The following is a 26,847-nucleotide window of genomic DNA, read 5'->3' as shown; positions in this document are numbered from 1 at the left end:
GGGTGGGTTTTGTTTTTATGAAACAATGTATGACGTATGGGTTTAAAGATAAGTGAATTAGTGAACAATTTATACGTCATAAACGCTTTACATTTAATATATTTACGCACTAACCTCTTATAGAAAATCGCTTTGTATATGAATGATTTGTTGGTTGCTGATTCCGTGTCCAAAAACTTCGGAAACTTTAAAGCACTAAATCAAGTATCTATTGCCGTGCCCAAAGGCAGTATTTTTGGATTATTAGGTCCAAATGGCGCAGGTAAAACAACACTGATTCGTATAATTAACCAAATCACCATGCCAGATGAGGGTACTGTTCAACTAGACGGACAGCCTTTAAAACCCGAACATATCAGGGATATTGGGTATTTACCTGAAGAACGCGGTTTGTATAAATCCATGAAAGTTGGCGAACAGGCTTTGTATTTGGCGCAACTTAAAGGTATGGCAAAATCTGAGGCGAAAACCAGATTGAAATATTGGTTTGACAAGTTGGAAATAGGGGATTGGTGGAACAAAAAAATCCAAGAACTTAGTAAAGGACAAGCGCAGAAAATTCAGTTTGTAGTTACCGTGCTCCACAAACCAAAGCTTCTAATTTTTGATGAACCATTTTCTGGCTTCGATCCTATTAATGCAAATCTTATTAAGGATGAGATTCTTCAACTAAGAGACGATGGTGCTACAGTAATATTTTCGACCCATCGTATGGAATCGGTCGAGGAACTCTGCGACCATATAGCACTTCTTGATAAATCAAAGAAAATTTTAGACGGGAAACTAAATGATATCAAACGTCAGTTTAAGACCAATACCTTTGAAGTTGGTTTGCAATCTAATAACAGTAATGCTGTTTTGACAGAAATAAAAGATAAATTCGAAGTGCTTCCAGCAACGTTTAAAAACTTGAATGACGATATAAAGATGAATGTAAAAATAGATGACTCTATTTCATCAAATGATTTGCTGTCATTTTTAGCTTCAAAGGCCGAGGTTCATCACTTTGTCGAAGTAATTCCGACGGCAAATGATATTTTTATTGAAACCGTAAAAAACAATTAAGAATGAATCATCTACCTCTTATTGTAAAACGAGAATATCTTACAAAGGTGAAGAACAAATCATTCATCGTAATGACGTTTTTAAGCCCCTTGATTATGATTGCGCTTATTGCCGTTGTCGCCTACCTGTCGCAATTAAACAATGATAAAAAACGCACAATCTCTGTTTTGGATGAAACAGGTTACTTGAAAGATGTTTTTCAGAACACAGAAAATACAACGTATAATAACCTTAGCGATTTTAGTTTAGAGGAAGCCATGACTTTGGTTAAAGAAACAGAAGAATATGGTTTGCTGCATATTGACAAAGTTGATAGTTTAGATGAGGTTTCTAAAAATATTAAGTTTTATTCTGAAGAATCCCCATCATTAACCGTAATCTCTGGTATTGAACGAAAGATAGAAAAACGTCTTCGCGAAATGAAGCTTCAAAAAGATGGTGTAACATTGGCCCAAATTGAAGCCTCTAAAACAAATGTAGATATTACCCAGGAGAGTTTTGATGGCGAAAAAACTTCTAAAATAGATAATATTATCAAACTAGCATTTGGTGGTATAGCAGGTTACCTGCTATTTATGTTTATCATAATATATGGTAACATGATTATGAGAAGTGTTATTGAGGAAAAGACTAGTAGAATTATCGAAGTCATAATTTCTTCCGTTAAGCCTGTTCAATTGATGATGGGTAAAATCATAGGAACATCTCTGGCAGGTGTTACACAATTTGCTATTTGGGTGGTATTGGGTGGTGTATTAATGGTTGTTGTATCCGCAATTTTTGGTATTGATATGTCTCAGGCATCAAGCCAGCAACAAGAAATAATGAATCAAGCCATGCAAGCAGAAGGTACACAGGCCATTGCAGAGAGTATATTAAACGGCATTAATAACTTACCAATATTGAATCTTGTCATTGCTTTTATTTTCTTCTTTATTGGAGGTTATCTATTGTATAGCTCACTTTATGCTGCCATTGGTGCCGCTGTAGATAATGAAACCGACACGCAACAATTTATGTTGCCCATATTAATGCCGCTGATTTTAGCCGTATATGTTGGAGTATTTACAGTAATCGAAGATCCGCATGGTACAGTTTCGACGGTATTTTCATTTATACCATTGACATCGCCCGTTGTGATGCTAATGCGTATTCCTTTTGGTGTTCCTCCATGGCAACAAGTATTATCGCTTTTACTTCTAATAGGATCGTTTATGTTTGCCGTTTGGTTTGCAGCGAAGATTTACCGTGTGGGTATTTTAATGTATGGTAAGAAACCAACCTACAAGGAGCTTTTCAAGTGGTTGAAGTATTAATATATGGTTCAAGAGTTAAAAAAAATTGAAGATAAAGTAACTGAAAGTAGTACTTGGGAAAAAATTTCAGATTTTCTGAACCAGCACATCGACTTTGGTGAAAATATTAGTATCTCCATCTTGGATATATTTATTGTAATTACTGCCATAGTAGTTACAACAGTGATACTAAAAATCTTATTCAGAATACTCACCAGAAATCTACCCGAATCTGATAAGGGAAAATTCAATGTGGTTTACGGTTATTTTAGATGGCTCATTTATCTTATAATTCTGCTTATTACATTACATTCAGTTGGGGTTAACGTCACGGCTATTTTTGCAGCGTCTGCAGCATTACTCATTGGTGTTGGTCTGGCATTACAGACCTTATTTCAGGATATCATTTCTGGCGTATTCATTCTTATAGATCAAACCGTTCATGTTGGTGATATCATTGAGTTGGACGGAAAAATAGGACGAGTAGAGGAAATTAAATTAAGAACAACTAGAGCTGTTACTATAGATAATAAGGTCTTGGTCATTCCAAACCATTTATATTTAACAAATTCGTTATACAATTGGACGCAAAATGGAACGTTAACACGTGAGAGCGTATCCGTTGGAGTAGCTTATGGTAGTGATATACAATTGGTGAAGAAGCTTTTGTTACAAGCAGCAAATACACATCCTGATGTCATTTCAACTCCAGAACCAGTAGTACTGTTTACAGACTTTGGCGATAGTGCTTTAAATTTTAAGTTAGTGTTTACGCTTAATGATAGTTTTATGGCTGCGTTTCCAAAGAGCGATATCAGATTTGAAGTCGATAAACTTTTTAGGGAAAACAATATTACAATTCCGTTCCCACAACGCGATATTCATATTATTGAAAATAAATAAGGATGATTTTACGCTTTTCTAAATGTTATACAATTTTGGCAACTTTAGCCATATGCTGTATTCATTCTGTAAAGGCACAACTTACCGATTTAGCACGTATTGAATATTCTTTTATTCCAAGTAGTAGATCAGATGATCAATATACCAGGTTAAGGGCTGTTTTAAATTACCCGATAAAAATTAAAGATAAAGACTATCTGGTTGTTGGAGGTGAATACAACCGAATTATCCTTAATCTAGAAGAAGATTACCCATTCAATACAGATCAATTAAATCGATTGCATATTATAGATTTGAGTTTAGGTTATACATTTAAATGTAAGAATGATTGGAGGCTAGGACTTAATATCAATCCGAGGATTGCCTCAACACTTACGAACTCGATAACCTCAGAAGATTTATTCTTAAATGGTGGTATTTTTGCTATTAAGGATAGAACGGATGCTAAGGATATAAAACGGCCATATCGTCTGGTTTTGGGATTAACCTACAATACTACGGCAGGGATACCTTATCCTTTGCCTTTTGTAAGTTATTTTAGACGCATCAATGAACATTGGTCTTTTAATGTAGGTGTGCCAAAGTCTAACTTAAAATATACGTTTAATGCGCATAGTGTCCTACAGGCATTTGCGGCACTAGATGGTTATTTTGCTAATATCCAAAGGCCAATAGTAGTTAATGATAGAGTAGCTGATCATATATCACTTTCTGTCGCTGTTGGCGGACTTGGGTATGAATATTGCTTTACAAAACATTTAATAGCATATACTTATGTAGGATATACCTTTAGGTTGAATAATGTGTTAAGGAATGAAAATACAGATGAAGTCTTTAGGTTAGATGAACTAAATGCATTTTATTTAAGAACAGGATTAAAATTTAAAATATAGACATGTCTAAAATATTAATAATTGAAGATGAAGCTGCGATCCGCAGAGTATTAGTAAAAATATTGTCCGAAGAAAATGATGCTTATCAAGTTGAAGAAGCTGAGGACGGTTTAGCTGGAATAGAAAAAATCAAGAAGGACGATTTTGATTTGGTGCTATGTGACATTAAAATGCCAAAAATGGACGGTGTTGAGGTGCTTGAAGCGGTGAAGAAAATGAAACCCGAAACACCCATGGTAATGATTTCTGGGCATGGTGATCTAGATACAGCAGTAAATACAATGCGTTTAGGAGCTTTTGATTATATATCTAAGCCGCCAGATTTAAATCGATTATTAAATACTGTGCGAATCGCTTTAGATAGAAAAGAATTGGTCGTAGAAAATAAAATGCTTAAAAAGAAAGTAAGCAAAAACTACGAAATGATAGGGGAAAGCAATGCTATAGCTCGTATTAAAGATATGATAGATAAAGTAGCGCCAACTGATGCCCGTGTTCTAATTACAGGACCAAATGGTACAGGTAAGGAATTGGTAGCCCATTGGTTACACCAAAAAAGCGAACGCTCAAAAGGCCCCATGATTGAAGTAAATTGTGCCGCGATTCCAAGTGAGCTCATAGAAAGTGAATTGTTTGGTCATGTTAAGGGTGCATTCACTTCTGCCAATAAAGACAGGGCAGGTAAGTTTGAAGCTGCGAGTGGTGGAACTATTTTCTTGGATGAAATTGGCGATATGAGTTTGTCTGCACAAGCTAAAGTACTGAGAGCTTTACAAGAAAGTCGTATTCAACGTGTTGGTAGTGATAAGGACATTAAAGTGAATGTAAGGGTTATTGCAGCTACCAATAAAGACTTAAAAAAGGAAATTGAAGAAGGCAATTTTAGAGAAGACTTATATCACAGATTAGCCGTAATTTTAATTGAAGTGCCTGCGCTAAATGACAGGCGGGAAGATATACCGTTATTGGTAGATTATTTTACGAGCAAGATTTCGGAAGAACAAGGTAATGCCAAAAAAAAGTTTTCGGATAAAGCCATTAAACTGCTTCAAAATTATGATTGGACAGGTAACATACGTGAACTTAGAAATGTGGTTGAACGATTAATTATTTTAGGAGGCAAAGAAGTAAGCGAGTCAGATGTAAAGGCTTTTGCTTCTAAATAATCACAAGTTAAAAGATAAGCAGATACCTGCTTGAATATCAGGATTATTATTCACCGTTAAGTCTTGCTGAATATAAAAGGTAGTAGATATTTTTCGTGTTAACGTATACATGAGTGTCCAGTAATTGTTGTTTCTATACAGGTTTGAGGTTCCTGAATTCCAGGATTTAAATGAGGTGCCGTTTTTGGTAGGAATTAAATAATCAAACTCACTCTTTTTATTTAAACTGGTTTGAAAATAAAAATCAACTCCAAAACTGTGTCGTGTGCCTTTGTTTTTGGACAAAAAACTGTATTCAACAAGATTTTCAAGGTAACCAATAAACGTATTGGTGCTCAAATCCATATTAGTATCACTAAAATCAACTAGATTATTTTTTGTGCCTCCTAAACTTAGCCCTATGCCTAAGGCGTTGTCATTTTTAAAAGAAAAGGTTTTAATAATGTTTGCAGATGCACCAATATCTAACGATTGATTAAACTGAGAAGTGTTAATGCCTAGATGTACACCATAGTTGACGTTTAAACCCTTAATGACGTTGGCTGGGTATCTGTAATAACTAAACTCAAAACCACTCAGGATAAAATCACCGTTTTCTATGGTCATGACTCTGTCATTTCTGTCTTTATAGCGAATAAGGGCTTCATTTAGTGGATAAAGTTGCCTATCAAAAGGATCTTCGCCACCAGCAATATTTTCATGAAAAAACTCTATCGTGTCATCACTAGTAATAAGTGAAAATGGAAACCTTCCTCTGGTTAATAAGAAAGATCGTAATCCGATTTTCAATTCACTTTTAGAGTTAATAGGAAGATTAAAATTTATCCTTAGACCTTTTATAACACCATCATTTTGTGCTTCTATAGTTTTAGCGTCTAAAGTATTTACATCAATTAAGAACTCTCTTCTGTGCCATTCAAATTGACTAATATATGCTCTATCTTCTTGATTGTTTGGGATATAAGCCGTCACTGGTGGGGACCATACATTACCGCTTTCAAGAGTAATATTTAGATTGTACTCACCTAAAGGCTGCATCTGAAAATTACCTTGCCACCTTGAGAAAAGAATACCATACGGATGCGTAGAGACTATACTAGGTTTATTAAGGGGTGATTTGTTGATTCCATCTATGGAACTTAAGTTCTGTGAAAACGAACTTATAGATAGTATTGCTAAAAAAGCAATAAGAAGCTTTCTAAATATCAAGTTAGGGTTGGTTGATTTTACCTTATAAATCTACAAAATGTTCATTATATTTAGCTTCTATAATTGAATTATGAAGCATATTACCATAGAAGATTTTAAAATTACATCTAAAATCAACATTAAGGACTTACCAACCTATTTAGACTTAAAAGCCGATAAAAGTGAATTAAAAGAAGCCTTAAGGGAAGTTAGCGAAGATTTGGCAGAGATACAAAATGCAATGTATGCACATGGCAAATATTCTGTTTTGTTCTGTATTCAAGGTATGGACACTGCAGGCAAGGATAGCTTAATTCGAGAGGTATTCAAAGAATTTAACATTAGAGGTATTGTGGCCCATAGTTTTAAAAAGCCGACCGATCTAGAATTAAAACACGATTATTTATGGCGGCATTATATAGCTCTGCCGGCTAGAGGGAAATTTGGTGTTTTCAACAGAACACATTATGAAAATGTTTTGGTAACTCGAGTGCATCCAAAATATCTAATGTACGAAAATATGCCAGGTATTAACTCTGTTGATGATGTTGACGATGCCTTTTGGGATAAGAGATTTGAAGAAATTAATGCCTTTGAAAAGCACATCGCGGAAAACGGGACCATCATTTTTAAATTCTTTTTAAATCTTTCTAAAGACGAGCAAAAAAACAGATTGTTAAGACGTCTCAATAGACCAGACAAACAGTGGAAATTCTCTTCCGATGACTTAAAGGAGCGCAAGCTTTGGGATAAATATCAAGCATGTTACGAAGACGTTTTAAATAGAAGTTCAAAGCCACATGCGCCTTGGTTTAGTATTCCTGCAGACGACAAACCAACCGCAAGGTATATTGTCGCCAAAATTTTATACGATACGTTAAAAACTTACACAGACATTAAAGAGCCAGAACTTCCAGCAAAGGAAAAAGCTAACATAGATTTATATAAAGAACAATTAGAAAATGAATAAAGCCTTTACGTTAGTTTCATGGACGGTATTTATTGTTTGTTTAATACTTTCTTTAAATCTAAAAGCTCAGTCTGATGAAGCTGTCCTCAAAGCCGTTTACAAAACCTCCTTAACTAACGGTATGAGTTATCAATGGTTAGATTATCTATCCAATACAATTGGCGGTCGTTTGTCAGGATCTACTAATGCGGAGCTTGCTGTGCAATACACAAAACAGGAACTCGAAAAGTTAGGTTTGGATAAGGTATGGTTGCAGCCGGTAATGGTGCCTAAATGGGTAAGAGGACAAAAGGAGATGGGTTATTTTGAAACTAATGGCCAACTCAATAAGGTAAATATATGTGCCTTAGGCGGGTCAGTAGCGACGCCAAATGGTGGTCTAAAAGCGGAAGTTTTAGAAGTTGCAACCTACAAAGATTTAGAAAAATTGGGAGAAGAAAGCATCAAAGGCAAAATTGTGTTTATTAATAAGTCTTGGGAACAAGAGCTTATTAATACATTTCAGGCTTATGGTGGTTGTGCATCAGAACGCTACAGAGGCGCTGCCGAAGCAGCAAAATTTGGAGCGGTTGGTACCATCGTTCGCTCTTTAAGTTCTAGACAAGACGATTATCCGCATACAGGCAGTATGAGTTATGGTGATTTACCTGTAGAACAACGTATCCCTTCTGCGGCAATTAGCACCAATGATGCTGTAAAACTAAGTGAGGCTTTAAAAAAGGATCCAAGCTTAAAATTCTTCTTTGAGATGAGTTGTGAGAAGTTTGATGACGTATTATCGTATAATGTTATTGGCGAAATTACAGGAAATGAATTTCCCAACGAATATATCATTGTAGGGGGACATTTGGATTCGTGGGACTTGGGTGATGGCGCACACGATGATGGTGCTGGGGTGGTTCAATCCATGGATGTTTTACGCTTATTAAAAGAAAGCGGTGTAAGACCAAAGCGAAGTATTAGAGTGGTATTGTTTATGAACGAAGAGAATGGACTACGTGGTGGACGCAAATATGCAGAAGTCGCTAAAGAAAAAGGCGAGAAGCACATCTTTGCTTTAGAGAGTGATGCAGGTGGATTTACGCCTAGAGGCTTTAGTTTCGATTGCAGTGATTTGATGTTTTCAAAAATTGAAACTTGGAAACCATTATTTAAACCTTACTTGATACATTATTTTGAGAAAGGAGGTAGTGGTGCTGATATTGGGCCGTTAAAAAATGATAACATTGTGTTAGCAGGTTTGCGACCAGATTCTCAACGTTATTTTGATCACCACCATGCAGCTAACGATACCTTTGAACATGTTAATAAACGTGAACTTGAGTTAGGAGCAGCAACAATGGCGGCTTTAGTGTATTTGGTAGATAAATATGGTGCTGAGACGATTACAGATCAACAGGAAATTAAGGATTGATTTTACGTAACCTTTGAGTTAACACTTTATTAATTAATTAAATAGCAAATCTTACCTATTTTTGTAATAATGCCCATTTTAAAACTAAAAAATGCGTCTATTCTGTCTTTCAGTCTTAATTGCTCTGTTGTCATTATTTTCTTCCAAAGCTCAAGAGAAGGATCAGTTATTGATCAGGGTCATTGCTTCAGATACAAAGCAGCCGATTTCATATGCCACCATTAGATTTGGTGATACACAAAAAGGCGTAGTTGCGAATGAAGGCGGCGATTTTAAATTGCCATTAGACTTCAAGCTAGATAATAAAACGATTATTATATCTTCAATTGGTTTTGAAACATTAGCTATTTCTGTGGGTAATTTTTTCTCTCATAAAGTAAATGAAGTTTACTTAAAACCAAAGGTAGAGGAACTGGAAGCAGTACTGATTTTAAGTGAAAGAAAGAACACAACCAAAGGAAATGAGTTAAACGATCCTACTACGGCTAAAGAGATAGTTAGAAATGCTATTGCAAATATTCCTGAAAACTATCCCAATCAACCCCATTCCTATATTGGTTATTATAGAGACTATCAAGTCGTAAATAACGACTATTATAATTTAAATGAAGGTATTTTGGAGAGTTTTGATGCCGGATTTAATACGAACAAATATGCTTATAAGGATAATAATACCGCACTGTACTCATATAATTTAAATACCAATTTTAATTTAGATACGCTACTGCTTAATAGTATTTATGGGAAATCCAAGAGTATTGCTACAGATAATAGTGCCAAGCTAGGTAGGGAAATACAGAACGAGCTCGAAATTTTAAACACACACAACCCCATAAGGAACTTTAAAATAGCAAGCTTTTCATTCATTTATGTTCTTAAGCACGATTTTGTAAGAAACCATAATTTTCAGATATCCAGTATAAAGTATATCGAAGATGAACCACTATATGAGATAGATTTTGTTACAGTGGAAGATGTTAATTTAAGGTACGTAGGATCAGGGAAAATATTTATTGCCAAGTCTAATTATGCAATACATAAATTAGAATATGGAATTAATGACAAAGGCATCGGTGCGGAACGCCGCCGTCCCTTTAGTAATAAATACTTAAATGGTGAAAATAAAAGGTTTTTTGAGGTTGCCATAGAGTATAAAGCCATTGGCTCTAAGATGTTTTTAAATTATATGACTTTCAATAATAGGTTTGTCATAAAAGAACCCAAGCCTTTTGAAGCTAAAGAATTGATTTTCAATACGGGAAAAAAGAATTTTACCATAGTTTTTAATAACCCAGTTGATAAAGGTTCGATTAAAAAGAGAAGTAATTTTAGGCTTTATTTTAAAGGTAAAAAACTTATCGTATCAGATATAAAGCTCAAAGAAAAGAACAAAGTAACCATAGACGTCATAAGTTGGTCTGCGGGTGAAAAAGTAAAGATTGATGAAATTACTGATGCTGACTTTTCATTTAAACTGAAAAGAATCAAGGATACTTTCGGTAGAGTGATTAATAAACGAACGCAATTCTCTGGTTTTCAATTTAGGGAGTTTTTCACCCAAGAGGTATTTGAAGACAAAAAACTATCCTCTAAATTGGTATTTGTTGACAAATCTAAACCTTTGTCAGCCTCTAAGGTTAACGACATCATAGATGATTTAAGTAAATATTGGGTAAATTCACCATTAAAGGATACTAAGCCAACACAATAGTATTCTTAAAATTTATGCGGGCCCTACGTCCCAGTTGTTTTAAGAATAGAAATTAAGAGAGATATTCCTTAAGAAGACAGCCTTTAACACCATTCCATAGTTAGCCGAAGAGTTGGTTCTATGACCTATTAACCTTTTATAGATCCTTTCAATCAATTCAGTTGCCTCATCTTTATATTGCTGTGTAATAGCAAGATTATTGGTTGCAGCTAACAAGGCATGGGAAGCCACGTTTCTTATAATCTTTGTGGTAGTATCACATGTTAATAGTTTAGGACTATAATATTTTAAATCTATGACGCAAGTCTAGCAATAAACACATAAGTTTTAGTTATGGTTTTTATATATAAAATTAATATAATTTGTTTAAAATTATGATTTATCTTTATTCACTTAAAACAATAAAAAGTATAAAATGAGGTATTATTCTATTATATTAACTGGAGCTATAAGTCTAGTATTTGTTATGTTGTTATCTTCGTTTAGAGTCTATGAATCTCATAACTCTAAAATAAGTCTTTTTGATTTGAATGAAAGAGAATTGTACAGAACATTAGTTTTAGATGGACTTAGTTTTAATGACCCTGATCAAAAGCAAAAAGCTCTGGAATATTTTGACATGAAGGAGAATTATTATTATGATTTTAGAAAAAAAATGGAGACGGGAAATGCCTATCTAATTATGAATGAATTAGAGGATAAGATGTTTGAATTAGAAAAATACTTATACTTAAATTTTGACGAATTCGTTTACTTAGGTGATAAGTTTAATAATATGGGTAACAATGGGGTTAGTGTTACACCTCAACCACAAAATCCTGAGCGTCCAAAGAAGCCTGAAAATGGTGAAAGTGGGTCAGATTATGTAAACGAGTATAATCCAGTTGCAGTTGTTGATTTTGGTGTTTTTGAGAAAGAATCTATAAATATGCTAAGTATAGAAGAAAAAGTCAATGTTATCATTGATAGTTTCGCTAATCACAAATAATCCTATAGCATGAATCCGTGAAAGGCTCAAGATATCTAAAGCTTTTTTTCATATTTAATATTTTATTTTTTAGCCTAGTTTATTTTTTAGTGGCTGTTATTACTATTAAGCCTATTCCATTAAAAATAAATAACCAGTTTTTAGAAGCTGATGTTCCAAGGAAATTGCTTTTTCAGGGATGGTCGTTTTTTACTATTGAGGTACCTCAAGAAAGAGTACATGTATACGATTCAGGATTTAGCTATATAGATTTAAGGCTCTCTGCAAAGAAAAACAGTTTTGGATTCAGTAGGGATTCTAGAGTTATTCGTTACAAATTAATGGAACTGTCAGGAAGTATCAGTGATAGTTTATGGAGTATTAAATTTTACGATGAAATAGAAAATATTAATAAAGATTGGGATACAATTATAGTTGAGAATGAATTTTTAAAAAAAAATCTGAGTAGTACAATTATATTAGAAAGGCGCAAGAAAATACCTTGGGTCTGGAAACACAATAATAATACTGGGATTAGCTCAAAATTTATTTCAGTAAAGTTTGAATAACTTATGGATGATATAATATGGCGTTATTCGAACAATAACTTTAGGACTAAGACTATTGGTTATGGAAGATCTTTTCTTGCTGCAAGTACATTAATATCAATAATATTTAATGACTTTGATTTAATTTTTATAGAGAAAAAGTTCTTATTAAATCTTTTTGATTTTAGCGATAATCATTTGATAACTAAAACTACAGCGGTTTTAATTTTAATTCTCGTTATTATCGGCATTGTTCCTAGGATGACAGCTATACTGCATTTTTGGGTGTCATTAAGTTTTTATCAGAAAATACTTTATACAGAAGGTGGTGATCAAATTACAGTTATCATTACTTTTTTGTTAATACCAATTTTATTATTTGATAACCGTATTTGGCATTGGAATAACATAGATGACTCAAGCACAAAAACAGGATTTCATAATAGCTTTGTAAATGTTTTCAATTCTTTTATATTTTTATCTATTAGATTGCAGATAGCGATAGTTTACTTTATATCTTCAGTTTCAAAACCGTATAAGGTTGAACAGTGGAAAGATGGAACAGCTCTTTATTATTGGTTTAATGACGCATATTATGGATATTCAGGAGCTATAAAAACTTTAGTAAGCCCTCTGATAAATGAACCCTTGTTCCTTTTAATACTTACTTGGGGTACCCTAATTTTAGAATTAATAATTGCCTGTTGTTTGTTTCTTTCTTATTCCGTAAGAAGGTATGTCTTTGTACTTGGTGTTTTTTTACATATCTCCATATTTTTAATTCATGGATTGGCTACTTTTTCCCTTACTATGATTGGCGCTTTAATATTATTAATGGGTTCCAGAGAAAAGACATTTGGAAGAAAATAAATACAGGTTGTTGTGTGTACTACTATTTTTACTTTTCTAATTTTTCTGAAAATACTGACCATGTTATTATTTTTCGTCCTTTTGTTTCTGTTTCATTTTTGTGTATTTGCTAACTAACCGTATTCCTAATCTTGCGAAAAGGATAACAGCAATGACCATAACAATATCAAATCCATCCATTATTCCTTTATTACTCTAATCCCAACATGATTGCTTTCAATGGTGTCGGTTGAACTTTTATCAAAATAATCATAGGCACTATAGCCATAAATACCATTTTCGTGATACTCGGCTACATTACCACCAATGTCATATACAGAGGCATCACCAATTTTTGATGGCTTAAACTGTCCTACTTCCTTTAATAAATAAGGTTTTTTGTCATTGAGCTTCTCTTTTAATTTTTGGTAATCACTAGGTACGAGATTGTAGCCTGCCCAATAATTGAGTGTGTTCTCTTTAGCCGCGGCTTTTTGCGCTGATTTTTGAAAAGCTTCGCCCTCTTTAGAAGAAGGTAATCTGTAGGTCGATCCTGTTTGTTCTGATAGCCAATTCACATAATTATTGGCTTCGGCTTTTGAAACTATGGCTGGGTGATTGTCTTTGCCTACACTATAATTATGATTGTTCTTATAAACTTTAAACTGCGCATTGGTGACTTCAAATCGACTTATAGCTATAGAATCTTTTTTGATTGAAATAGTTTCAGGGATAAGAAGATTATTATATAATTCACCGAACAAGCCATCGGTTTTCTTTACGGATTGTAATTTTATAATCTGGTCTAAAGGACTATCCTTTTTTAAGGCTTCATTTTCAGTTTTTTGTTTATTCAATAAATAGGTCTCTATCCAAGTGATTTCTTCTTTCATCTTACGCAACTGATGCGTAATCTTTCTTAAGCCATGTGGTTGGTCAGGAAACCAAAGAAAGCGTACAGGAGCTTTACCGACCTGTTGCAAGCCTCTGTAGTACTCCCATCCTTGATCTCTAGGAACTGCTCTATCCGCACTACCATGGAATATAATGGTCGGAGTTTTTATTTTTTCAATTTCGAATAGAGGGGATTTAAGTATATAGTTCTCATTATAAGTTTTACCATTTACATCATCCCAAGGCGCTCCACCAAAATAATGCTGATCAAAACTTACGCCGAATCTACATGTTCCATAATCGGAAGTCCAATTAACATCACCAGCACCTGGTGCCGCAACTTTAAACATATCTGGATAGCGAACAGTTAACATCGTGGTAATGATGGCGCCGTTAGACCAACCCATAGTTCCAAGCTTATTTTTATCTATTTTACCTTCATTATGTAATACTTCAATGCCCTTAACAATATCTTCCATTTCTGGTTCATAGTAATTCTCTTTAATACTTTCAACATAGGATAGACCGTGATTAGCAGAACCATGATAATTTGGCTTTAGGACAAACATGCCACGTTGTGCTAAAAGATTGGGGTAAGTACTCCAACGCTCCGACCACGAATCTAAATCCTGACTTGCTGGGCCACCATGTATAGACAACATCAATGGATAACGTTGACCTTCAACATAATTTTCAGGATAGTAGAGAATGCCTGTAACCTCTTCATTTTTATAGCCTCTCCAGACCATCACTTCACTTTTAGTAATTGTCTTTTTTGAAAGCTTTTTGTTGAGTTTAACCAATTCGGTCTCGTTAGAGAATTTATGCTCCTTTAAATCAGAAATATGAAAACTTGGGAGACGAGATGCAGTAGAATAGGTATAAATAATTTTAGTACCGTCTTTAGATACTGAACTTATGGAAACATGATCATTCTTTTCATCTAAGTCAATTTTCTTTCTAGCCCAAGAGTTGCCATTTTTTTTATAATAAGCTAATTTTCTTGTGGCTCTATTGGCTAATGAGACAATAATATCGTTTCCGACAACATGATAACCACCAGCATGACCCATATCCCAGTCTAGGTTTACTTTTGAATAGCTCATGGATTTAAGGTTAAAATAGTATAATTCATTAATTCCAGAGCCGTTATATTTTGGGTTGGAACCAAATTCAGATGAAAAATAGAAGCCATTATGATCATCAGTAAACCTGAAACCATAGGGAGGATAACCAAAATCTGAAAGTATTCTTGTAGTAGTACCTGTTTCTAAATTTTTCAAATACTGATAGGGATCTAGCTGTGCATCGGAAGCATAACTAATGTTGCGTTGTACACCATAAATCAACCACTTTCCATCTTTAGATATGCTATAACCTGCTAGAGGTTTTTTGTTAGTGGTTAATCGTTTTATGGATTTATCTTCAGTGTTATACGCATATACATGGTTGGGTTTCCAATGCAAGGTATCTTCAACCACTATAACATTATCTTTTTTTTCTTCCTTTAAGGTTTCGTGCAGTGTTTTACCATCATTAGATTGAAACAAAAGCGTTTCGTTATCTTTCCATTGAAGATTTGAGATACCGTTTTTAAACTCTTTTACTTCTTTTGCTTCTCCGCCATAAATACTTAATTTCCATAACTTTTTGCCTTTATCTCTTGATGATAAAAAGTAAATATGTTCACCATCCTTTGAGAAAATAGGACTGTAATCGTTATCTTTTCCATTGGTGAGTTGTACGGTTTTGTAGATATCTTCTTCTTTAAGATCTAGCCTCGTTAAATAAATATCCGAAACAAAGAGATCCTTGTCCTTAACACCTTTTCGTTTTGTCCAAACAACCATAGTATTATCTGGAGATATAGATACTGACCTTACATATTCGGTATTAATGATGTCTTCGGGTGTCCAACGCGACGGATCCTCAGTATTTTGAGCATTTACGGAAAAACTGCTGGTCAAAAAGACTAGAATAAAAACGGCTATTAATTTGTTCATACCTTATTATAATTGATTGTTATCTTTTGGGCTTTAAAGTTACAAATAACTTTATCACTATTTGTCTATGTTGTTGATTTTGTGGCTCATATGTTTAGAGCAGATGTGTAGTTTTAGCTGATTTGATTGATGACATTGGTCTTTTTAAGATTAAAAGACTTGAGGGTTGTTAAAGGTATAAAAAAAGCGTTGCAATGTACAACGCCTTAACTTTTATATAGCAATTTCTATCTGGTTTTGTACGATATCATCAAAGGTTTCACGCTTTCTTATAAGATGCGACTTTCCTTTATATAGTAATACTTCAGAAGGTCTATAACGCGAATTGTAGTTACTTGCCATCGTAAAACAATAAGCACCAGCATTTTTGAAACATAAGATATCACCTTCATTGATTTCATTAATGCGCCTGTTATTGGCAAAAGTATCCGTTTCGCAGATGTAGCCCACAACAGAATAGAAGCGCTCCCTCCCTTTAGGATTTGATATGTTAACAATTTCATGTTGTGAGCCATAAAGCATAGGTCTGATTAAATGATTAAAACCCGAATCGACCTGAGCAAATACAGTTGAGGTCGTTTGTTTTACTACGTTAACCTTCGCTAAGAAAACACCAGCTTCACTTACCAAGAACTTACCAGGCTCAAAAGCTAAGGTTAGTTCCTTTCCGTAGTCCTTACAGAATTCATTGAAACGTTTTGATAGTTTTTTACCTAATTCTTCAACATTAGTTTCTATATCACCAACTTTATAAGGAACCTTAAATCCAGAACCGAAATCTATAAAATCTAGATTTGGGAAGTTTTTCGCTGTTTCGAATAAAATCTCACTGGCATAGAGAAACACATCTATATCTAAAATATCACTGCCTGTGTGCATATGGATGCCGTTGATATTCATTTGCGTATTTTCAACAATACGAAGTAAAAGAGGTATTTGGTGGATGGAAATCCCGAACTTGCTATCAATATGCCCAACAGAAATATTGGTATTACCACCAGCCATAACATGCGGATTTATTCTAATACAAACAGGAATGTTAGGATGCTTAGTTCCAAATTGTTCTAAGATTGATAGATTGTCAATGTTTATTTGAACACCTAATTTGGCCACATTTTCAATTTCTTCGAGCGAAACACCATTTGGAGTGAAGATAATATTGTCGGGTTTAAACCCTGCTTTGAGTCCTAACTGTACTTCTTGAATAGAGACCGTATCTAAACCAGCTCCTAAGGAATTAAATAGCTTTAAAACAGAAATGTTAGACAATGCCTTGACGGCATAATTAAGTTTAAGGAGCTTCACATTTTTAAAAGCTTTGGTTAAACGTTTATATTGTGAAACGATTTTTTCAGCATCATATACGTAAACAGGGCTACCATAATCCTTTGTAATTTGTAATAAAGTTGTATTGTCCATAGATCGTCTTCAAAATTGAGTAGCAAACTTAGTCTTTCAGAATATGACTAGAAACTAATTGCAATTAATTCACTAATTTTACACAAATTGTTAAATAATTAACAAATGAAAACTATTTCATCCTGTGTTGAGTCCATTGTTTTAGAACAACCCTTTTTAGAAGAAGGCCTGTCTCAAGGCATCATTAATTATTCAGCTCTTGCTGATGTATTGCAAAATGAGGTTTCAAAAACTTTAGGTAGGCCAGTGAAAACAGGCGCCATAATGATGGCGCTTAGGCGCTTTAAGGACAGTTTAACGGTTAGTAAACCTTACTATGGGCTAAGTACTTTACTTGAACAATTGGGCGATATAACGTTACGTTCAAACTTAAGTGATTTTACATTTAGAAATTCTAACAGCTTAATTAATAGTCAAGCCGATATCTTAAATGAAATTAAAAACAAGAGTCACATCTTTTACACATTTACCAGAGGTATTATAGAGAGTAATATCATAATTTCTAGTTCAGAGAAAGAAGCTATTCTTGAAAGTTTCAAAAATGAAGACTGTATAGCAATAAAAGAAAATTTATCGGCTATTAGCCTTGTCTTACCCAAAAACAACACTAAAGTTGCAGGCCTGTACTATCAAATACTGAAACGTTTGGCATGGCAAAATGTATCACTCTACGAGGTCATTTCTACAACCAATGAGTTTACCATTGTAGTTGAAGATGCCTTTGTTGATAGTGCCTTCTCTATCATTAAAAATCTGAATAAGAATTGAGAACTGGTTTCTGATTCTTTGGCAGAAAAAACAGTTTAAAAAATATTGGTTTAAACTTTGCGGATATGTATTTTTGCACAACGAAATAAATCTCTGTTTATAAATGAATCTACACGAATATCAAGGAAAAGAATTACTAAGCAGCTTTGGAGTACGCATTCAACGTGGAATTGTGGCTCAAAGTGCTGATGAGGCTGTTGAAGCAGCTAAGAAATTAACTGAAGAAACAGGTACAGGTTGGCACGTCATTAAGGCTCAAGTTCATGCTGGTGGACGTGGAAAAGGCGGAGGAGTTAAGCTAGCTAAAAATTTAGATGAAGTTAAGGAATTGGCTGGCCAGATCATAGGTATGAACCTTATTACTCCACAGACTTCAGCCGAGGGGAAAAAAGTACATCAAGTTTTAGTTGCAGAAGATGTTTATTATCCAGGCGACAACGAACCAGAGGAGTATTACATGTCCGTACTTTTAAACAGAGGTGCTGGTAAGAACATGATTATGTATTCTACAGAAGGTGGAATGGATATTGAGCAGGTTGCAGAGGAAACACCACATTTAATTTTTACTGAAGAGATTGATCCAGCTTTAGGACTTTTACCTTTTCAGGCACGTCGTGTAGCCTTTAATTTAGGTTTATCTGGCACTGCTTTTAAGGAAATGACGAAATTTGTAACAGCATTATACACGGCTTATGTTAAGTCTGATGCATCCTTATTTGAAATTAATCCAGTTTTGAAGACCAGTGATGACAAGATCATGGCCGTGGATTCTAAAGTAACCTTAGACGGCAATGCATTATTTAGACATAAGGACTTGGCAGAACTTAGAGATACGCGTGAAGAAAACCCTATCGAAGTTGAGGCAGGTGAATTAGGCTTAAATTATGTAGACTTAGATGGCAACGTAGGTTGTATGGTTAATGGTGCAGGATTGGCCATGGCAACAATGGATTTGATTAAACAAGCAGGCGGTGATCCAGCAAACTTTTTGGATGTTGGCGGTACTGCAGATGCAGCTAGAGTAGAAGCGGCTTTCAATATTATTTTGAAAGACCCCAATGTTAAAGCCATTTTGATAAATATTTTCGGTGGTATTGTACGCTGCGATCGTGTAGCGCAAGGTGTCATTGATGCCTATAAAAATATTGGTAATATTAGTGTACCGATTATAGTTCGTTTACAAGGTACTAATGCAGATATTGCCAAAGAACTTATTGATAACTCTGGCTTGGATGTGTTAAGTGCAACGGAATTCCAAGAAGCAGCAGATAAAGTTCAAGAAGTACTTTCTTAGTAAATTAGAAATATACAATTCTTGTAAATGCGCCTTTAGAGGCGCATTTTTATTGATCGTTATGTTAATATTCTGCAAATCGTCGTTAAACACTGTTAAAGCGTGTAACTCCGATAATGGTTTGTCGTCTATATGGTATCAATCTTTAAAACGAAAAAATCATGAAAAAACTAAAAATGTTAGTGCTAGTCGCAGCAATTATGTTCACTGGTGCTATTTCGGCAAACACAAATCCGATTAAAGAAGCAGAACCAAATTCTATTACTGAAACTGTGGGTAAACTATTAAAGAATCCAGAATTTCAGTTAAAAAAAGACACTGATGCTTTAGTGCAAATAGCCATTAATCAAGATAATGAAATGGTTGTTTTATCAGTAGATACCGAGAATAAAGCTGTAGAAAGCTATATTAAAAGTAGATTGAACTACAAGAAAGTGTCCGAAGATGCTGTAGGTTTCAATAAATCCTTTAAGATACCAGTGAAGATGTTAAAATCAAAATGAATTGATTTTTGATTATATAGAGAAGGGTAACATTATTAAATGTTGCCCTTTTTTTATAGGTGCAACCCGCATTCAGTTTTAGGATTATTATTCCAACGGCCACTTCGATCCTCACCAGGGACTGTACAATGCTTGCAACCAATAGAATGATACCCTTTAGCTACCAAAGGATGAAAAGGCAGTTGATGTTCTTCAATAAAGGCATCCCTCTCTTCCTTTGAAACATCCACAAGCGGATAAAACTTTAGGATAGTACCACGATCTTCAAAAATATCTAAAGTTGCTCTGTGGTCAGATTGCCATTTCATTAGTCCAGACATCCATACCTTATAATTTTTTTTGATGGTTTCTAAAGGCTGTACTTTATTTATAGAACAGCAAAAGTCCGGGTTTTTTTTCCAGGTTTCGTCCTTTGTTGTAAACTCGTGTTCCTCTTTAATGGCGGAAATGGAAGTGACATTGAGCTTATACTTTTTCTCTAGTAAGGATTTATAAGCAATGGTATCCTCAAAATGATAACCAGTATCTATAAAAAACACTTCTTGCTTAGCATTAGCATCCGAGACTAATTTTAGCAAAAATGCTGAAGTCGCTGCAAAAGAACTAGTCAGCATTATATCAGCAATATCAAAATCATTATAAACTTCTTTGATACGTTCTGTGACTGATAAAGCCCTATATTTTTTATTTAAGGCATCAATTTGTTCAACAGTAAAATTATGAACCTGATGAACATTATTAGAGGTTTCAAACATCTATTAATCCATTTAGATAGTGCAAGGTATTAGCTAATTGTTTAACGAAGAAACAATTGATTCATTTTTGCGAAGTTGACATTTTATGAGGGCTTTTTTTGCTTTTTTGGCATTGGACCCCTTAAATGAATGATTAATCCATTAAGGAAATTTCTGAGAATTTGGTCACCACACTCCCTATAGTTTGGATGGTCTTCTCTTCTAAAAAATGCATTAAGCTCACTTTTTGAAATTCTAAAATCTACGAGTGCTAATATTTTTACTATGTCTTCATCCCTCAACTTGTGGGCAACCCTAAGTTTCTTAAATATATCGTTATTAGTCATTATTATTATATTTTAATCATGTAACCACCGGTACGCTTTTCCAAAATAGGTAGACCAAAGCTTTTCATTATGCTCACCATCTTTTATGATATAACTCTCCATTTGTTTTGCTTTTACACCTTTAGATTTTAATAATTCAACCATACGTTCTTGATCAGTAACCATAGTACCTCCTTCTTTATCACCAATTAAAAAGAAAAATTTTGAGGATTTTGGGATCATGCTAGATTCAACTAAATCATAAATCTTTTCGCTAAACCAAAATGAAGCTGAAAACACACCCGCTTTCCCAAATACGTTTGAATATTTTATCGTCGCATAAAAAGAAATTAGACCACCTAGAGAAGCGCCAAATATAGTTGTATTTGATGCCTCGGGTTTAGTGCGGTAGGAAATGTCCACGTAAGGTTTTAAAGTGTCCTTTATAAATGCTATGTAAGCATCACCCTTTCCACCTCCGTATTCTTCATGCTTGTAAGGTGTTAATTCATCTATGCGTTTTTCATTGCCATGCTCAATGCCAATAACAATACTTTCTTTGCCGTCTAGACTATCTAAAAATTCGTCAACTTTCCATTCGCCAACATAAGAAGTTTCATTGTCGAATAGGTTTTGGGCATCGTGCATATATACTACGGGATAGTGTTTTTTAGAATTTTGATAATCTTTAGGGAGATACACCCAAATTTGTTTAAGAGTATCTAACTGAGGTGCAGCTATTGTGAATTTTGTAACCTGTTCAGAAGCAGTGCTTTGCGCATATACTGAGCTAAGTCCGAATACAAAAAATAATAAACAAATAGGTGTCAATCTCATGCTATTATTGGCTTTTTCAGTTGATAAACGTTTAAAAACCCCGACTAAATACGTTCAATTTTTCGACAAGATACATTATATCAACGACAATAAAATAATGTACCTATTTAACTTTACCTTGTTAATTAATATCCCTCTATCTATGATCAATCGTGCTGAAAAATTGAGTTTGCTTTCTGAAATGATCGCATTTGCTCAAACAGATGAAAATATAAAATCTATTGAGTATAATTTCTTGCTTAGTATTGCCAAACAATTGGATATTTCTAAGGAAGATTTCGAATATCTTTTTGACCATCCTGTAACGTATGTTCATCTAAAATCCCACAGCGAGCGTATCGTTCAATTTCATAGGTTAGTGCTTTTAATGAACTTGGATCATAAAGTGTCGCCAAAACAATTGGTGAAAATCCATAATTTTGGATTGCGAATGGGATTAAGTCATGAGTCCATAAATCGTGTGTTGGATTTAATGGATAGTTTTCCAGATAAAATTGTACCACCAGATTTTTTGATTGATATCTTTAAGGTACAGTATAACTAGTTTTGTTAGGAGTTAGAAGCTGGAAGTTATTACTGTGTCTGTCAAAAACGCCTATAGATTTATGTGCTAGTGTAGATCAGTATATGCAACAACCATTAGTTGTTAATTGCTCGCCACTATTTACTAACTACTAATTACTTGACCTTTAGCTTCTCTAATTTTTCCTGGTAGGCCGATATCTCATCCCTAAAACGTGCTGCTTCCATAAAGTCTAGAGCCTTAGCAGCTTGCTCCATTTGCTTTCGTTTTTCGCGTATCTTTTTTTCAAGCTGACTTTTAGTGAGATACTCGCTTTCTGGTTCGGCAGCTAATTTGGTTTCTAGTTCTGTACGGTAAGTGCTTACTGAATTTTTAGCCAAAGCACTGTCTAAACTCTTATTTATAGCTTTTGGTGTAATATTATTAGCAGTGTTATAGGCAATCTGTTTTTCACGACGATAATTGGTTTCATCTATGGTTTTCTGCATGCTCTGTGTAATGGTATCTGCATACATAATGGCTTTGCCGTTAAGGTTACGAGCAGCTCTACCAACTGTTTGGGTTAGTGAGCGGTTAGAACGCAAGAAACCTTCTTTATCTGCATCCAAAATGGCTACTAAGGATACTTCAGGTAGATCTAAACCCTCGCGAAGTAAGTTGACACCAACCAAAACATCAAAAATCCCTTTGCGCAAATCTTGCATAATTTCTACGCGTTCTAGCGTATCGACATCACTGTGAATGTAACGGCAACGAATAGAAATTCTAGTCAAATATTTTACTAACTCTTCAGCCATACGTTTGGTAAGTGTAGTCACCAATGTGCGTTCGTCTTTTTCTACACGTTCTTGTATTTCTTCGATCAAGTCATCTATTTGATTCAAACTTGGACGGACTTCAATATCTGGATCCAATAAACCTGTAGGACGAATGACTTGCTCTACATAAACACCACCAGTTTTCTGCATTTCGTAGTCAGCTGGAGTTGCAGAAACATAAATCACCTGATTTTGAAGCGCTTCAAACTCTTCAAATTTCAAAGGTCTATTATCCATAGCAGCAGGAAGCCTAAATCCATATTCAACCAAGTTTTCTTTTCGACTCCTATCACCTCCATACATCGCATGAACCTGTGAAATGGTTACATGGCTTTCATCTACAACCATGAGATAATCATCTGGGAAATAATCTAATAAACAGAATGGCCTAGTACCTGGTGCTCTACCGTCTAAATATCTTGAATAGTTTTCTATCCCAGAGCAGTAACCCAATTCGCGAATCATTTCAAGGTCGAATTCGGTACGTTCCTTAAGGCGTTTAGCTTCAAGATGCTTACCTATATCTTTAAAGTATTCGTGCTGTTTTACCAAATCATCCTGTATATCCCTTATTGCATTTTGAAGCACATCTGGAGAGGTCACAAACATATTGGCAGGGTAGATATTCAAGCGATCGTAGCGTTCTAATATTTCATTAGTATAGGCATCAAAAGCTTCAATTTCTTCAATTTCATCACCAAAGAAATGAATTCTAAAAGCATTGTTGGCGTAGCCAGGAAAGATATCGACCGTATCACCTTTTATCCTAAAATTCCCGTTTTTAAAATCAGCTTCCGTTCTGGAATATAAGCCTTGTACTAATTGATGTAGTAGCTTTGTTCTAGAAATAACCTGATCACGTTCAATGGTAATCACGTTTTTTTGAAACTCAACAGGATTCCCAATCCCATATAAACAAGATACTGAAGCGACAACCAAAACATCACGACGACCAGAGAGTAGAGAAGAAGTAGTGCTCAATCGCATCTTCTCTATTTCTTCATTAATCGATAAATCCTTTTCTATATAAACACCCGATACAGGAATGTAGGCTTCTGGTTGATAATAATCGTAATAGGATACAAAATACTCAACAGCATTATTAGGAAAAAACTGCTTAAATTCTGAGTACAACTGTGCAGCCAATGTTTTATTATGTGCTAAAACTAAGGTTGGTCGTTGCACCTCTTGTATAACATTCGCTACCGTAAACGTTTTACCAGAACCTGTAACTCCAAGTAAGGTTTGGTAGCGTTCGCCTTGTGTAATACCATTAGCTAGTTGCTGTATAGCTTCTGGTTGATCACCAGTAGGTTGAAATTCTGATTCTATATTAAATCGCATCTTGCAAAGTTACAATAAAGAAAAATTGAAATCAATTATCGCCTCAATGCAAAATGCCCTTTTATTTGGAATCGTTCACCGTTGTGCACTACGTCAGCGACGTACCAGTAGTCACCCGTTGGCATTTTGTTTCCGTTGAAGGTGCCGTCCCATCCGAGGGAATCGTGCCTCAGCTCCTTGAGCAGTTTTCCGTAGCGGTCAAAGATATGGACAACGGTCCCCGGAAGCGTCTCCACGCCGACGATGTGCCATGTGTCGAAGTCGCCGTCACCGTTCGGTGTCATGTGCTTTGGTATGTCTACAACAAGTACCTCCCTAGTGATCCGAGCACACCCGTTGAGGTCTATGACGGTCACGGTATTGTACCCTATGGGCACGTCGTTGAAGACGTTCGAGGTCTGCGGCGGCAGGTCGTTGAGCTGGTAGAGGTAGTCCCCGATGCCGCTAATGGTGATGGTGATGTTGTTGGGGTCTGAGAAGTCTACGGTCTCGACCACGTCTATGGTCGCCGCCTCGGACTCTGCGACGTTGAAGGTGCCCGTGGCCTGGCATCCAAATGTACTGGTCACGGTCACGCTATAGCTTCCGGTTTCCGTGATCTCGATCTCGGCGGCCGTTTCCCCTGTGGACCATAGGTAGGTGTCGAGTGCATCCCCCGTTTGGGCCGATACGGTCAGTGGGAGGTCGTCCAGGCATATGACCTGGTCTCCGATGTCGACGACCGGCAGTGGATTGATCGTTACGGAGAACTGGGCAATATCGAAGCACCCGGTCTCGTTGTTCTCCAGTCTCACGAAGATGGTCTCGTTGTTTGCGGCAACATGGTCGGGGCCGAGGGCATTGGTGTTTTCCCGTGCATCGTCCTGTGAACTGAAATAACCGATGGTATGCTCCCCTGGTTCCTGGCCGTTGAGCACTGCGGTATCCTGTACGGAGAGGTCAAGCTCGAGGAGCCCGTCAAGGTCGTCATCGCAGGCGACTAGGTCATCGGGCTGGTGCGCGATGGGCAGGGGGTCGATCTGCAACCGGAAGGGGTACACGGCATAGCAGCCGGTAGTGCTGAACTCCACCCTTGCGACCAGGTCTTCCGTGTCGCCCGTATAGGTGTGGTCTGTGTCCAAGGGGCTGTTGTTGGCCTCCGCATCGGCAATGCTGTTGTGGTAGCTCACCAGTACGTTAAAGGTGTTTTCGAGCAGTACGCTGTTGATGTCCGACAGGTCGACGGTGCCGTCCTCGTTATGGCAGGCGCGATAGACCTCGAACTCGTTGATCGGTGGTGCCGGGTTGATGACCAGCTCGAAGGGGGCTATGGAAAAGCACCCCGTTGTTAGGTTCGTGACCCTTACGAACACGGTCTCTTGGCCCTCTGTATTTATATATGTCCCAGGGTCGGTGATCGGGTCGATATCGGCCTCGGCCCCGGCCTGTGAGGTGAAATAGGTAAAGTCTATGTTGTACTGCCTACCGTCGAGTACCTCCAGTTCCACTTCGGTAAGGTCCCATTGCAGTGTGGTCTGGAAATTGTTCCCACATGCGACCAGGGACTGTCCGAGGTTGATCTCGGGGAGGGAGAAGGTATTGATGTTGAAGGTTTCCACGTTGAAGCACCCCGAATTGGCATTCTCTATCCTGGCGTATATGAGCTGTGGGTTGCCCGTTGCCGTGTAGTCCATCGGAATTGGGTTGGCGCCTATCTCTGCGTTCAGTGGTGAGAGGTGGAAGCTGATATTGAGGTCCGTAGTGCTGCCGAGCTGGATTTCCGCAACCTTGTCGTTGAGGTCTGTCGTTGCCAATCCGTTGAGGTTTACGTCGCATTCGAAGACATCGGTGGGGATGTTGTAGTCCGGTGACTGCCTGACCTCGATCTGCATCGGGGCCACCTTGAAGCACCCGTTGTGGGACTGGTTTTCCAGGCGCACGTATATGGTCTGGGGGTTGGATGTGTTCTGGTACGCTATAGTGGCGTCTATCGGGCCGTTCCTGTCCATGGCATCGTTCTCGGACTCAAAATAGAGGACCTGCATGCCCTGTTGGATTCCGATGATCTGGGCGTCCCTTTCCCCTAGGAAGAAATCGGAGGGCTGGCCGTCATCTGCCTGGCAGTTGATAAGGTCCGGTATGTTGCCGAGCTGTGGGTCTGCATAGATTTCGATGTCGAAACTGAATATGGTAAAGCAGTTCTCGGACTCAAGCTCCGCTCTGATGAATATCTCTCTGCTTCCAGTGACATAATTACTTGGATTGGATATGGAAAAAAAGTCATGAAATTGATTTATGGCATCATCAAATGATGTATAGAAAGTAAAGCTCACGTCATCTACATTGTCTGTCAGATCGGCAAGAACACTTTCTAGATTGACCGTAGAGACTAGGTCCTGGTCTTCATCGCAAATAATCATCGGTTCAGGGTTTGCG

23 protein-coding genes are annotated in these 26,847 nt (G+C 36.3%); 15 read left to right on the top strand and 8 right to left on the bottom strand.

The features are described 5' to 3' along the window. Positions 1 to 138: 138 nt before the first annotated feature. From Q0972_RS03345 to Q0972_RS03325, 5 genes are read left to right on the top strand one after another with little or no spacing between them, the layout of a single operon-like run. On the top strand, positions 139 to 1,065 hold the full coding sequence (locus tag Q0972_RS03345) for an ABC transporter ATP-binding protein (RefSeq protein ID WP_299362587.1): 927 nt from the start codon (positions 139 to 141) through the stop codon (positions 1,063 to 1,065). 2 nt (positions 1,066 to 1,067) lie between these two features. Beyond that, complete coding sequence (locus Q0972_RS03340) at positions 1,068 to 2,381, top strand: ABC transporter permease (RefSeq protein WP_299362585.1); 1,314 nt, start codon at positions 1,068 to 1,070, stop codon at positions 2,379 to 2,381. Between the two features lie 3 nt (positions 2,382 to 2,384). After that, on the top strand, positions 2,385 to 3,263 hold the full coding sequence (locus tag Q0972_RS03335) for a mechanosensitive ion channel domain-containing protein (protein ID WP_299362582.1): 879 nt from the start codon (positions 2,385 to 2,387) through the stop codon (positions 3,261 to 3,263). A gap of 2 nt (positions 3,264 to 3,265) precedes the next feature. Continuing rightward, positions 3,266 to 4,156, top strand: a complete 891-nt coding sequence (locus Q0972_RS03330) for a DUF6268 family outer membrane beta-barrel protein (protein ID WP_299362580.1) — start codon at positions 3,266 to 3,268, stop codon at positions 4,154 to 4,156. A gap of 2 nt (positions 4,157 to 4,158) precedes the next feature. Next, positions 4,159 to 5,322 (top strand): sigma-54 dependent transcriptional regulator, encoded by a 1,164-nt coding sequence (locus Q0972_RS03325; RefSeq protein ID WP_299362578.1) that lies wholly within the window; start codon positions 4,159 to 4,161, stop codon positions 5,320 to 5,322. Here the strand turns inward: Q0972_RS03325 and Q0972_RS03320 are convergent, their stop codons facing one another. Next, positions 5,323 to 6,531 carry a hypothetical protein gene (locus Q0972_RS03320; protein ID WP_299362576.1) on the bottom strand — a complete coding sequence of 403 codons (1,209 nt, stop codon included), beginning with the start codon at positions 6,529 to 6,531 and terminating at the stop codon, positions 5,323 to 5,325. A 70-nt stretch (positions 6,532 to 6,601) separates the two neighbouring features. Between Q0972_RS03320 and Q0972_RS03315 the strand changes: the two genes are divergently transcribed. From Q0972_RS03315 to Q0972_RS03290, 6 genes are all read left to right on the top strand, one after another. Beyond that, positions 6,602 to 7,480, top strand: a complete 879-nt coding sequence (locus tag Q0972_RS03315; RefSeq protein ID WP_299362575.1) for a PPK2 family polyphosphate kinase — start codon at positions 6,602 to 6,604, stop codon at positions 7,478 to 7,480. After that, entirely contained in the window at positions 7,473 to 8,894 is a 1,422-nt protein-coding gene (locus tag Q0972_RS03310; protein WP_299362572.1) for a M20/M25/M40 family metallo-hydrolase, read from the top strand. The genes Q0972_RS03315 and Q0972_RS03310 overlap by 8 nt, the downstream gene beginning before the upstream one ends. 91 nt (positions 8,895 to 8,985) lie before the next feature. Beyond that, on the top strand, positions 8,986 to 10,605 hold the full coding sequence (locus Q0972_RS03305) for a carboxypeptidase-like regulatory domain-containing protein (RefSeq protein WP_299362569.1): 1,620 nt from the start codon (positions 8,986 to 8,988) through the stop codon (positions 10,603 to 10,605). A gap of 415 nt (positions 10,606 to 11,020) precedes the next feature. After that, positions 11,021 to 11,593, top strand: a complete 573-nt coding sequence (locus Q0972_RS03300) for a hypothetical protein (RefSeq protein WP_299362567.1) — start codon at positions 11,021 to 11,023, stop codon at positions 11,591 to 11,593. A gap of 89 nt (positions 11,594 to 11,682) precedes the next feature. Then, positions 11,683 to 12,141: a hypothetical protein gene (locus tag Q0972_RS03295; protein ID WP_299362565.1), complete on the top strand. Its 459-nt coding sequence runs from the start codon at positions 11,683 to 11,685 to the stop codon at positions 12,139 to 12,141. A gap of 3 nt (positions 12,142 to 12,144) precedes the next feature. Next, the gene (locus Q0972_RS03290; RefSeq protein ID WP_299362562.1) at positions 12,145 to 12,990 is read left to right on the top strand and encodes a hypothetical protein; all 846 of its coding nucleotides are present in this window, start codon (positions 12,145 to 12,147) and stop codon (positions 12,988 to 12,990) included. 179 nt (positions 12,991 to 13,169) lie between these two features. On the opposite strand, the gene Q0972_RS03285 is transcribed toward Q0972_RS03290, so the two are convergent. Both Q0972_RS03285 and lysA read right to left on the bottom strand, forming a co-directional pair. Further along, entirely contained in the window at positions 13,170 to 15,866 is a 2,697-nt protein-coding gene (locus tag Q0972_RS03285) for a prolyl oligopeptidase family serine peptidase (RefSeq protein ID WP_299362560.1), read from the bottom strand. Between the two features lie 213 nt (positions 15,867 to 16,079). After that, positions 16,080 to 17,285: a diaminopimelate decarboxylase gene (gene lysA / locus Q0972_RS03280; protein ID WP_299362558.1), complete on the bottom strand. Its 1,206-nt coding sequence runs from the start codon at positions 17,283 to 17,285 to the stop codon at positions 16,080 to 16,082. A 105-nt stretch (positions 17,286 to 17,390) separates the two neighbouring features. On the opposite strand from lysA, the gene Q0972_RS03275 reads away from it, so the two are divergent. The 3 genes from Q0972_RS03275 to Q0972_RS03265 all read left to right on the top strand — a co-directional run bounded on the left by Q0972_RS03275 (position 17,391) and on the right by Q0972_RS03265 (position 19,850). Continuing rightward, the gene (locus tag Q0972_RS03275; RefSeq protein ID WP_299362555.1) at positions 17,391 to 18,053 is read left to right on the top strand and encodes a hypothetical protein; all 663 of its coding nucleotides are present in this window, start codon (positions 17,391 to 17,393) and stop codon (positions 18,051 to 18,053) included. Positions 18,054 to 18,156: 103 nt separating this feature from the next. Next, a complete protein-coding gene (sucC, locus tag Q0972_RS03270; protein ID WP_299362534.1) occupies positions 18,157 to 19,347 on the top strand; it encodes an ADP-forming succinate--CoA ligase subunit beta in 1,191 nt (396 codons plus the stop codon). A gap of 161 nt (positions 19,348 to 19,508) precedes the next feature. After that, positions 19,509 to 19,850, top strand: coding sequence for a hypothetical protein (locus Q0972_RS03265; protein ID WP_299362531.1), 342 nt, complete (start codon positions 19,509 to 19,511; stop codon positions 19,848 to 19,850). Between the two features lie 53 nt (positions 19,851 to 19,903). Here Q0972_RS03265 and Q0972_RS03260 read toward each other — a convergent pair whose 3' ends face one another. The 3 genes from Q0972_RS03260 to Q0972_RS03250 all read right to left on the bottom strand — a co-directional run bounded on the left by Q0972_RS03260 (position 19,904) and on the right by Q0972_RS03250 (position 21,747). Beyond that, on the bottom strand, positions 19,904 to 20,605 hold the full coding sequence (locus Q0972_RS03260) for a phosphoadenylyl-sulfate reductase (RefSeq protein ID WP_299362529.1): 702 nt from the start codon (positions 20,603 to 20,605) through the stop codon (positions 19,904 to 19,906). A gap of 83 nt (positions 20,606 to 20,688) precedes the next feature. Further along, a complete protein-coding gene (locus tag Q0972_RS03255; protein WP_299362527.1) occupies positions 20,689 to 20,931 on the bottom strand; it encodes a DUF1456 family protein in 243 nt (80 codons plus the stop codon). A gap of 12 nt (positions 20,932 to 20,943) precedes the next feature. Continuing rightward, on the bottom strand, positions 20,944 to 21,747 hold the full coding sequence (locus Q0972_RS03250; protein ID WP_299362525.1) for an alpha/beta hydrolase-fold protein: 804 nt from the start codon (positions 21,745 to 21,747) through the stop codon (positions 20,944 to 20,946). Positions 21,748 to 21,889: 142 nt separating this feature from the next. Between Q0972_RS03250 and Q0972_RS03245 the strand changes: the two genes are divergently transcribed. Then, entirely contained in the window at positions 21,890 to 22,291 is a 402-nt protein-coding gene (locus Q0972_RS03245; RefSeq protein ID WP_299362522.1) for a TerB family tellurite resistance protein, read from the top strand. A 134-nt stretch (positions 22,292 to 22,425) separates the two neighbouring features. Here Q0972_RS03245 and uvrB read toward each other — a convergent pair whose 3' ends face one another. Both uvrB and Q0972_RS03235 read right to left on the bottom strand, forming a co-directional pair. Beyond that, complete coding sequence (uvrB, locus tag Q0972_RS03240) at positions 22,426 to 24,432, bottom strand: excinuclease ABC subunit UvrB (protein WP_299362519.1); 2,007 nt, start codon at positions 24,430 to 24,432, stop codon at positions 22,426 to 22,428. A 35-nt stretch (positions 24,433 to 24,467) separates the two neighbouring features. Beyond that, positions 24,468 to 26,847 (bottom strand): T9SS type B sorting domain-containing protein (locus Q0972_RS03235; RefSeq protein ID WP_299362516.1); only part of this gene is annotated, 2,380 nt, incomplete at its 5' end.

This window comes from Winogradskyella sp., assembly GCF_028282165.1.
Classification (GTDB): Bacteria; Bacteroidota; Bacteroidia; order Flavobacteriales; family Flavobacteriaceae; genus Winogradskyella.
Note: the sequence above shows the minus strand (reverse complement) of the source record. Positions and strands in the feature narration are given on the sequence as shown.

Bases quoted from the DNA above. Each gene is read 5' to 3' on its own strand.
- Q0972_RS03345 (WP_299362587.1), top strand. From the start codon at position 139: ATGAATGATTTGTTGGTTGCTGATTCCGTGTCCAAAAACTTCGGAAAC.
- Q0972_RS03340 (WP_299362585.1), top strand. From the start codon at position 1,068: ATGAATCATCTACCTCTTATTGTAAAACGAGAATATCTTACAAAGGTG.
- Q0972_RS03335 (WP_299362582.1), top strand. From the start codon at position 2,385: ATGGTTCAAGAGTTAAAAAAAATTGAAGATAAAGTAACTGAAAGTAGT.
- Q0972_RS03330 (WP_299362580.1), top strand. From the start codon at position 3,266: ATGATTTTACGCTTTTCTAAATGTTATACAATTTTGGCAACTTTAGCC.
- Q0972_RS03325 (WP_299362578.1), top strand. From the start codon at position 4,159: ATGTCTAAAATATTAATAATTGAAGATGAAGCTGCGATCCGCAGAGTA.
- Q0972_RS03315 (WP_299362575.1), top strand. From the start codon at position 6,602: ATGAAGCATATTACCATAGAAGATTTTAAAATTACATCTAAAATCAAC.
- Q0972_RS03310 (WP_299362572.1), top strand. From the start codon at position 7,473: ATGAATAAAGCCTTTACGTTAGTTTCATGGACGGTATTTATTGTTTGT.
- Q0972_RS03305 (WP_299362569.1), top strand. From the start codon at position 8,986: ATGCGTCTATTCTGTCTTTCAGTCTTAATTGCTCTGTTGTCATTATTT.
- Q0972_RS03300 (WP_299362567.1), top strand. From the start codon at position 11,021: ATGAGGTATTATTCTATTATATTAACTGGAGCTATAAGTCTAGTATTT.
- Q0972_RS03290 (WP_299362562.1), top strand. From the start codon at position 12,145: ATGGATGATATAATATGGCGTTATTCGAACAATAACTTTAGGACTAAG.
- Q0972_RS03285 (WP_299362560.1), bottom strand. From the start codon at position 15,866: ATGAACAAATTAATAGCCGTTTTTATTCTAGTCTTTTTGACCAGCAGT.
- lysA (WP_299362558.1), bottom strand. From the start codon at position 17,285: ATGGACAATACAACTTTATTACAAATTACAAAGGATTATGGTAGCCCT.
- Q0972_RS03275 (WP_299362555.1), top strand. From the start codon at position 17,391: ATGAAAACTATTTCATCCTGTGTTGAGTCCATTGTTTTAGAACAACCC.
- sucC (WP_299362534.1), top strand. From the start codon at position 18,157: ATGAATCTACACGAATATCAAGGAAAAGAATTACTAAGCAGCTTTGGA.
- Q0972_RS03265 (WP_299362531.1), top strand. From the start codon at position 19,509: ATGAAAAAACTAAAAATGTTAGTGCTAGTCGCAGCAATTATGTTCACT.
- Q0972_RS03260 (WP_299362529.1), bottom strand. From the start codon at position 20,605: ATGTTTGAAACCTCTAATAATGTTCATCAGGTTCATAATTTTACTGTT.
- Q0972_RS03255 (WP_299362527.1), bottom strand. From the start codon at position 20,931: ATGACTAATAACGATATATTTAAGAAACTTAGGGTTGCCCACAAGTTG.
- Q0972_RS03250 (WP_299362525.1), bottom strand. From the start codon at position 21,747: ATGAGATTGACACCTATTTGTTTATTATTTTTTGTATTCGGACTTAGC.
- Q0972_RS03245 (WP_299362522.1), top strand. From the start codon at position 21,890: ATGATCAATCGTGCTGAAAAATTGAGTTTGCTTTCTGAAATGATCGCA.
- uvrB (WP_299362519.1), bottom strand. From the start codon at position 24,432: ATGCGATTTAATATAGAATCAGAATTTCAACCTACTGGTGATCAACCA.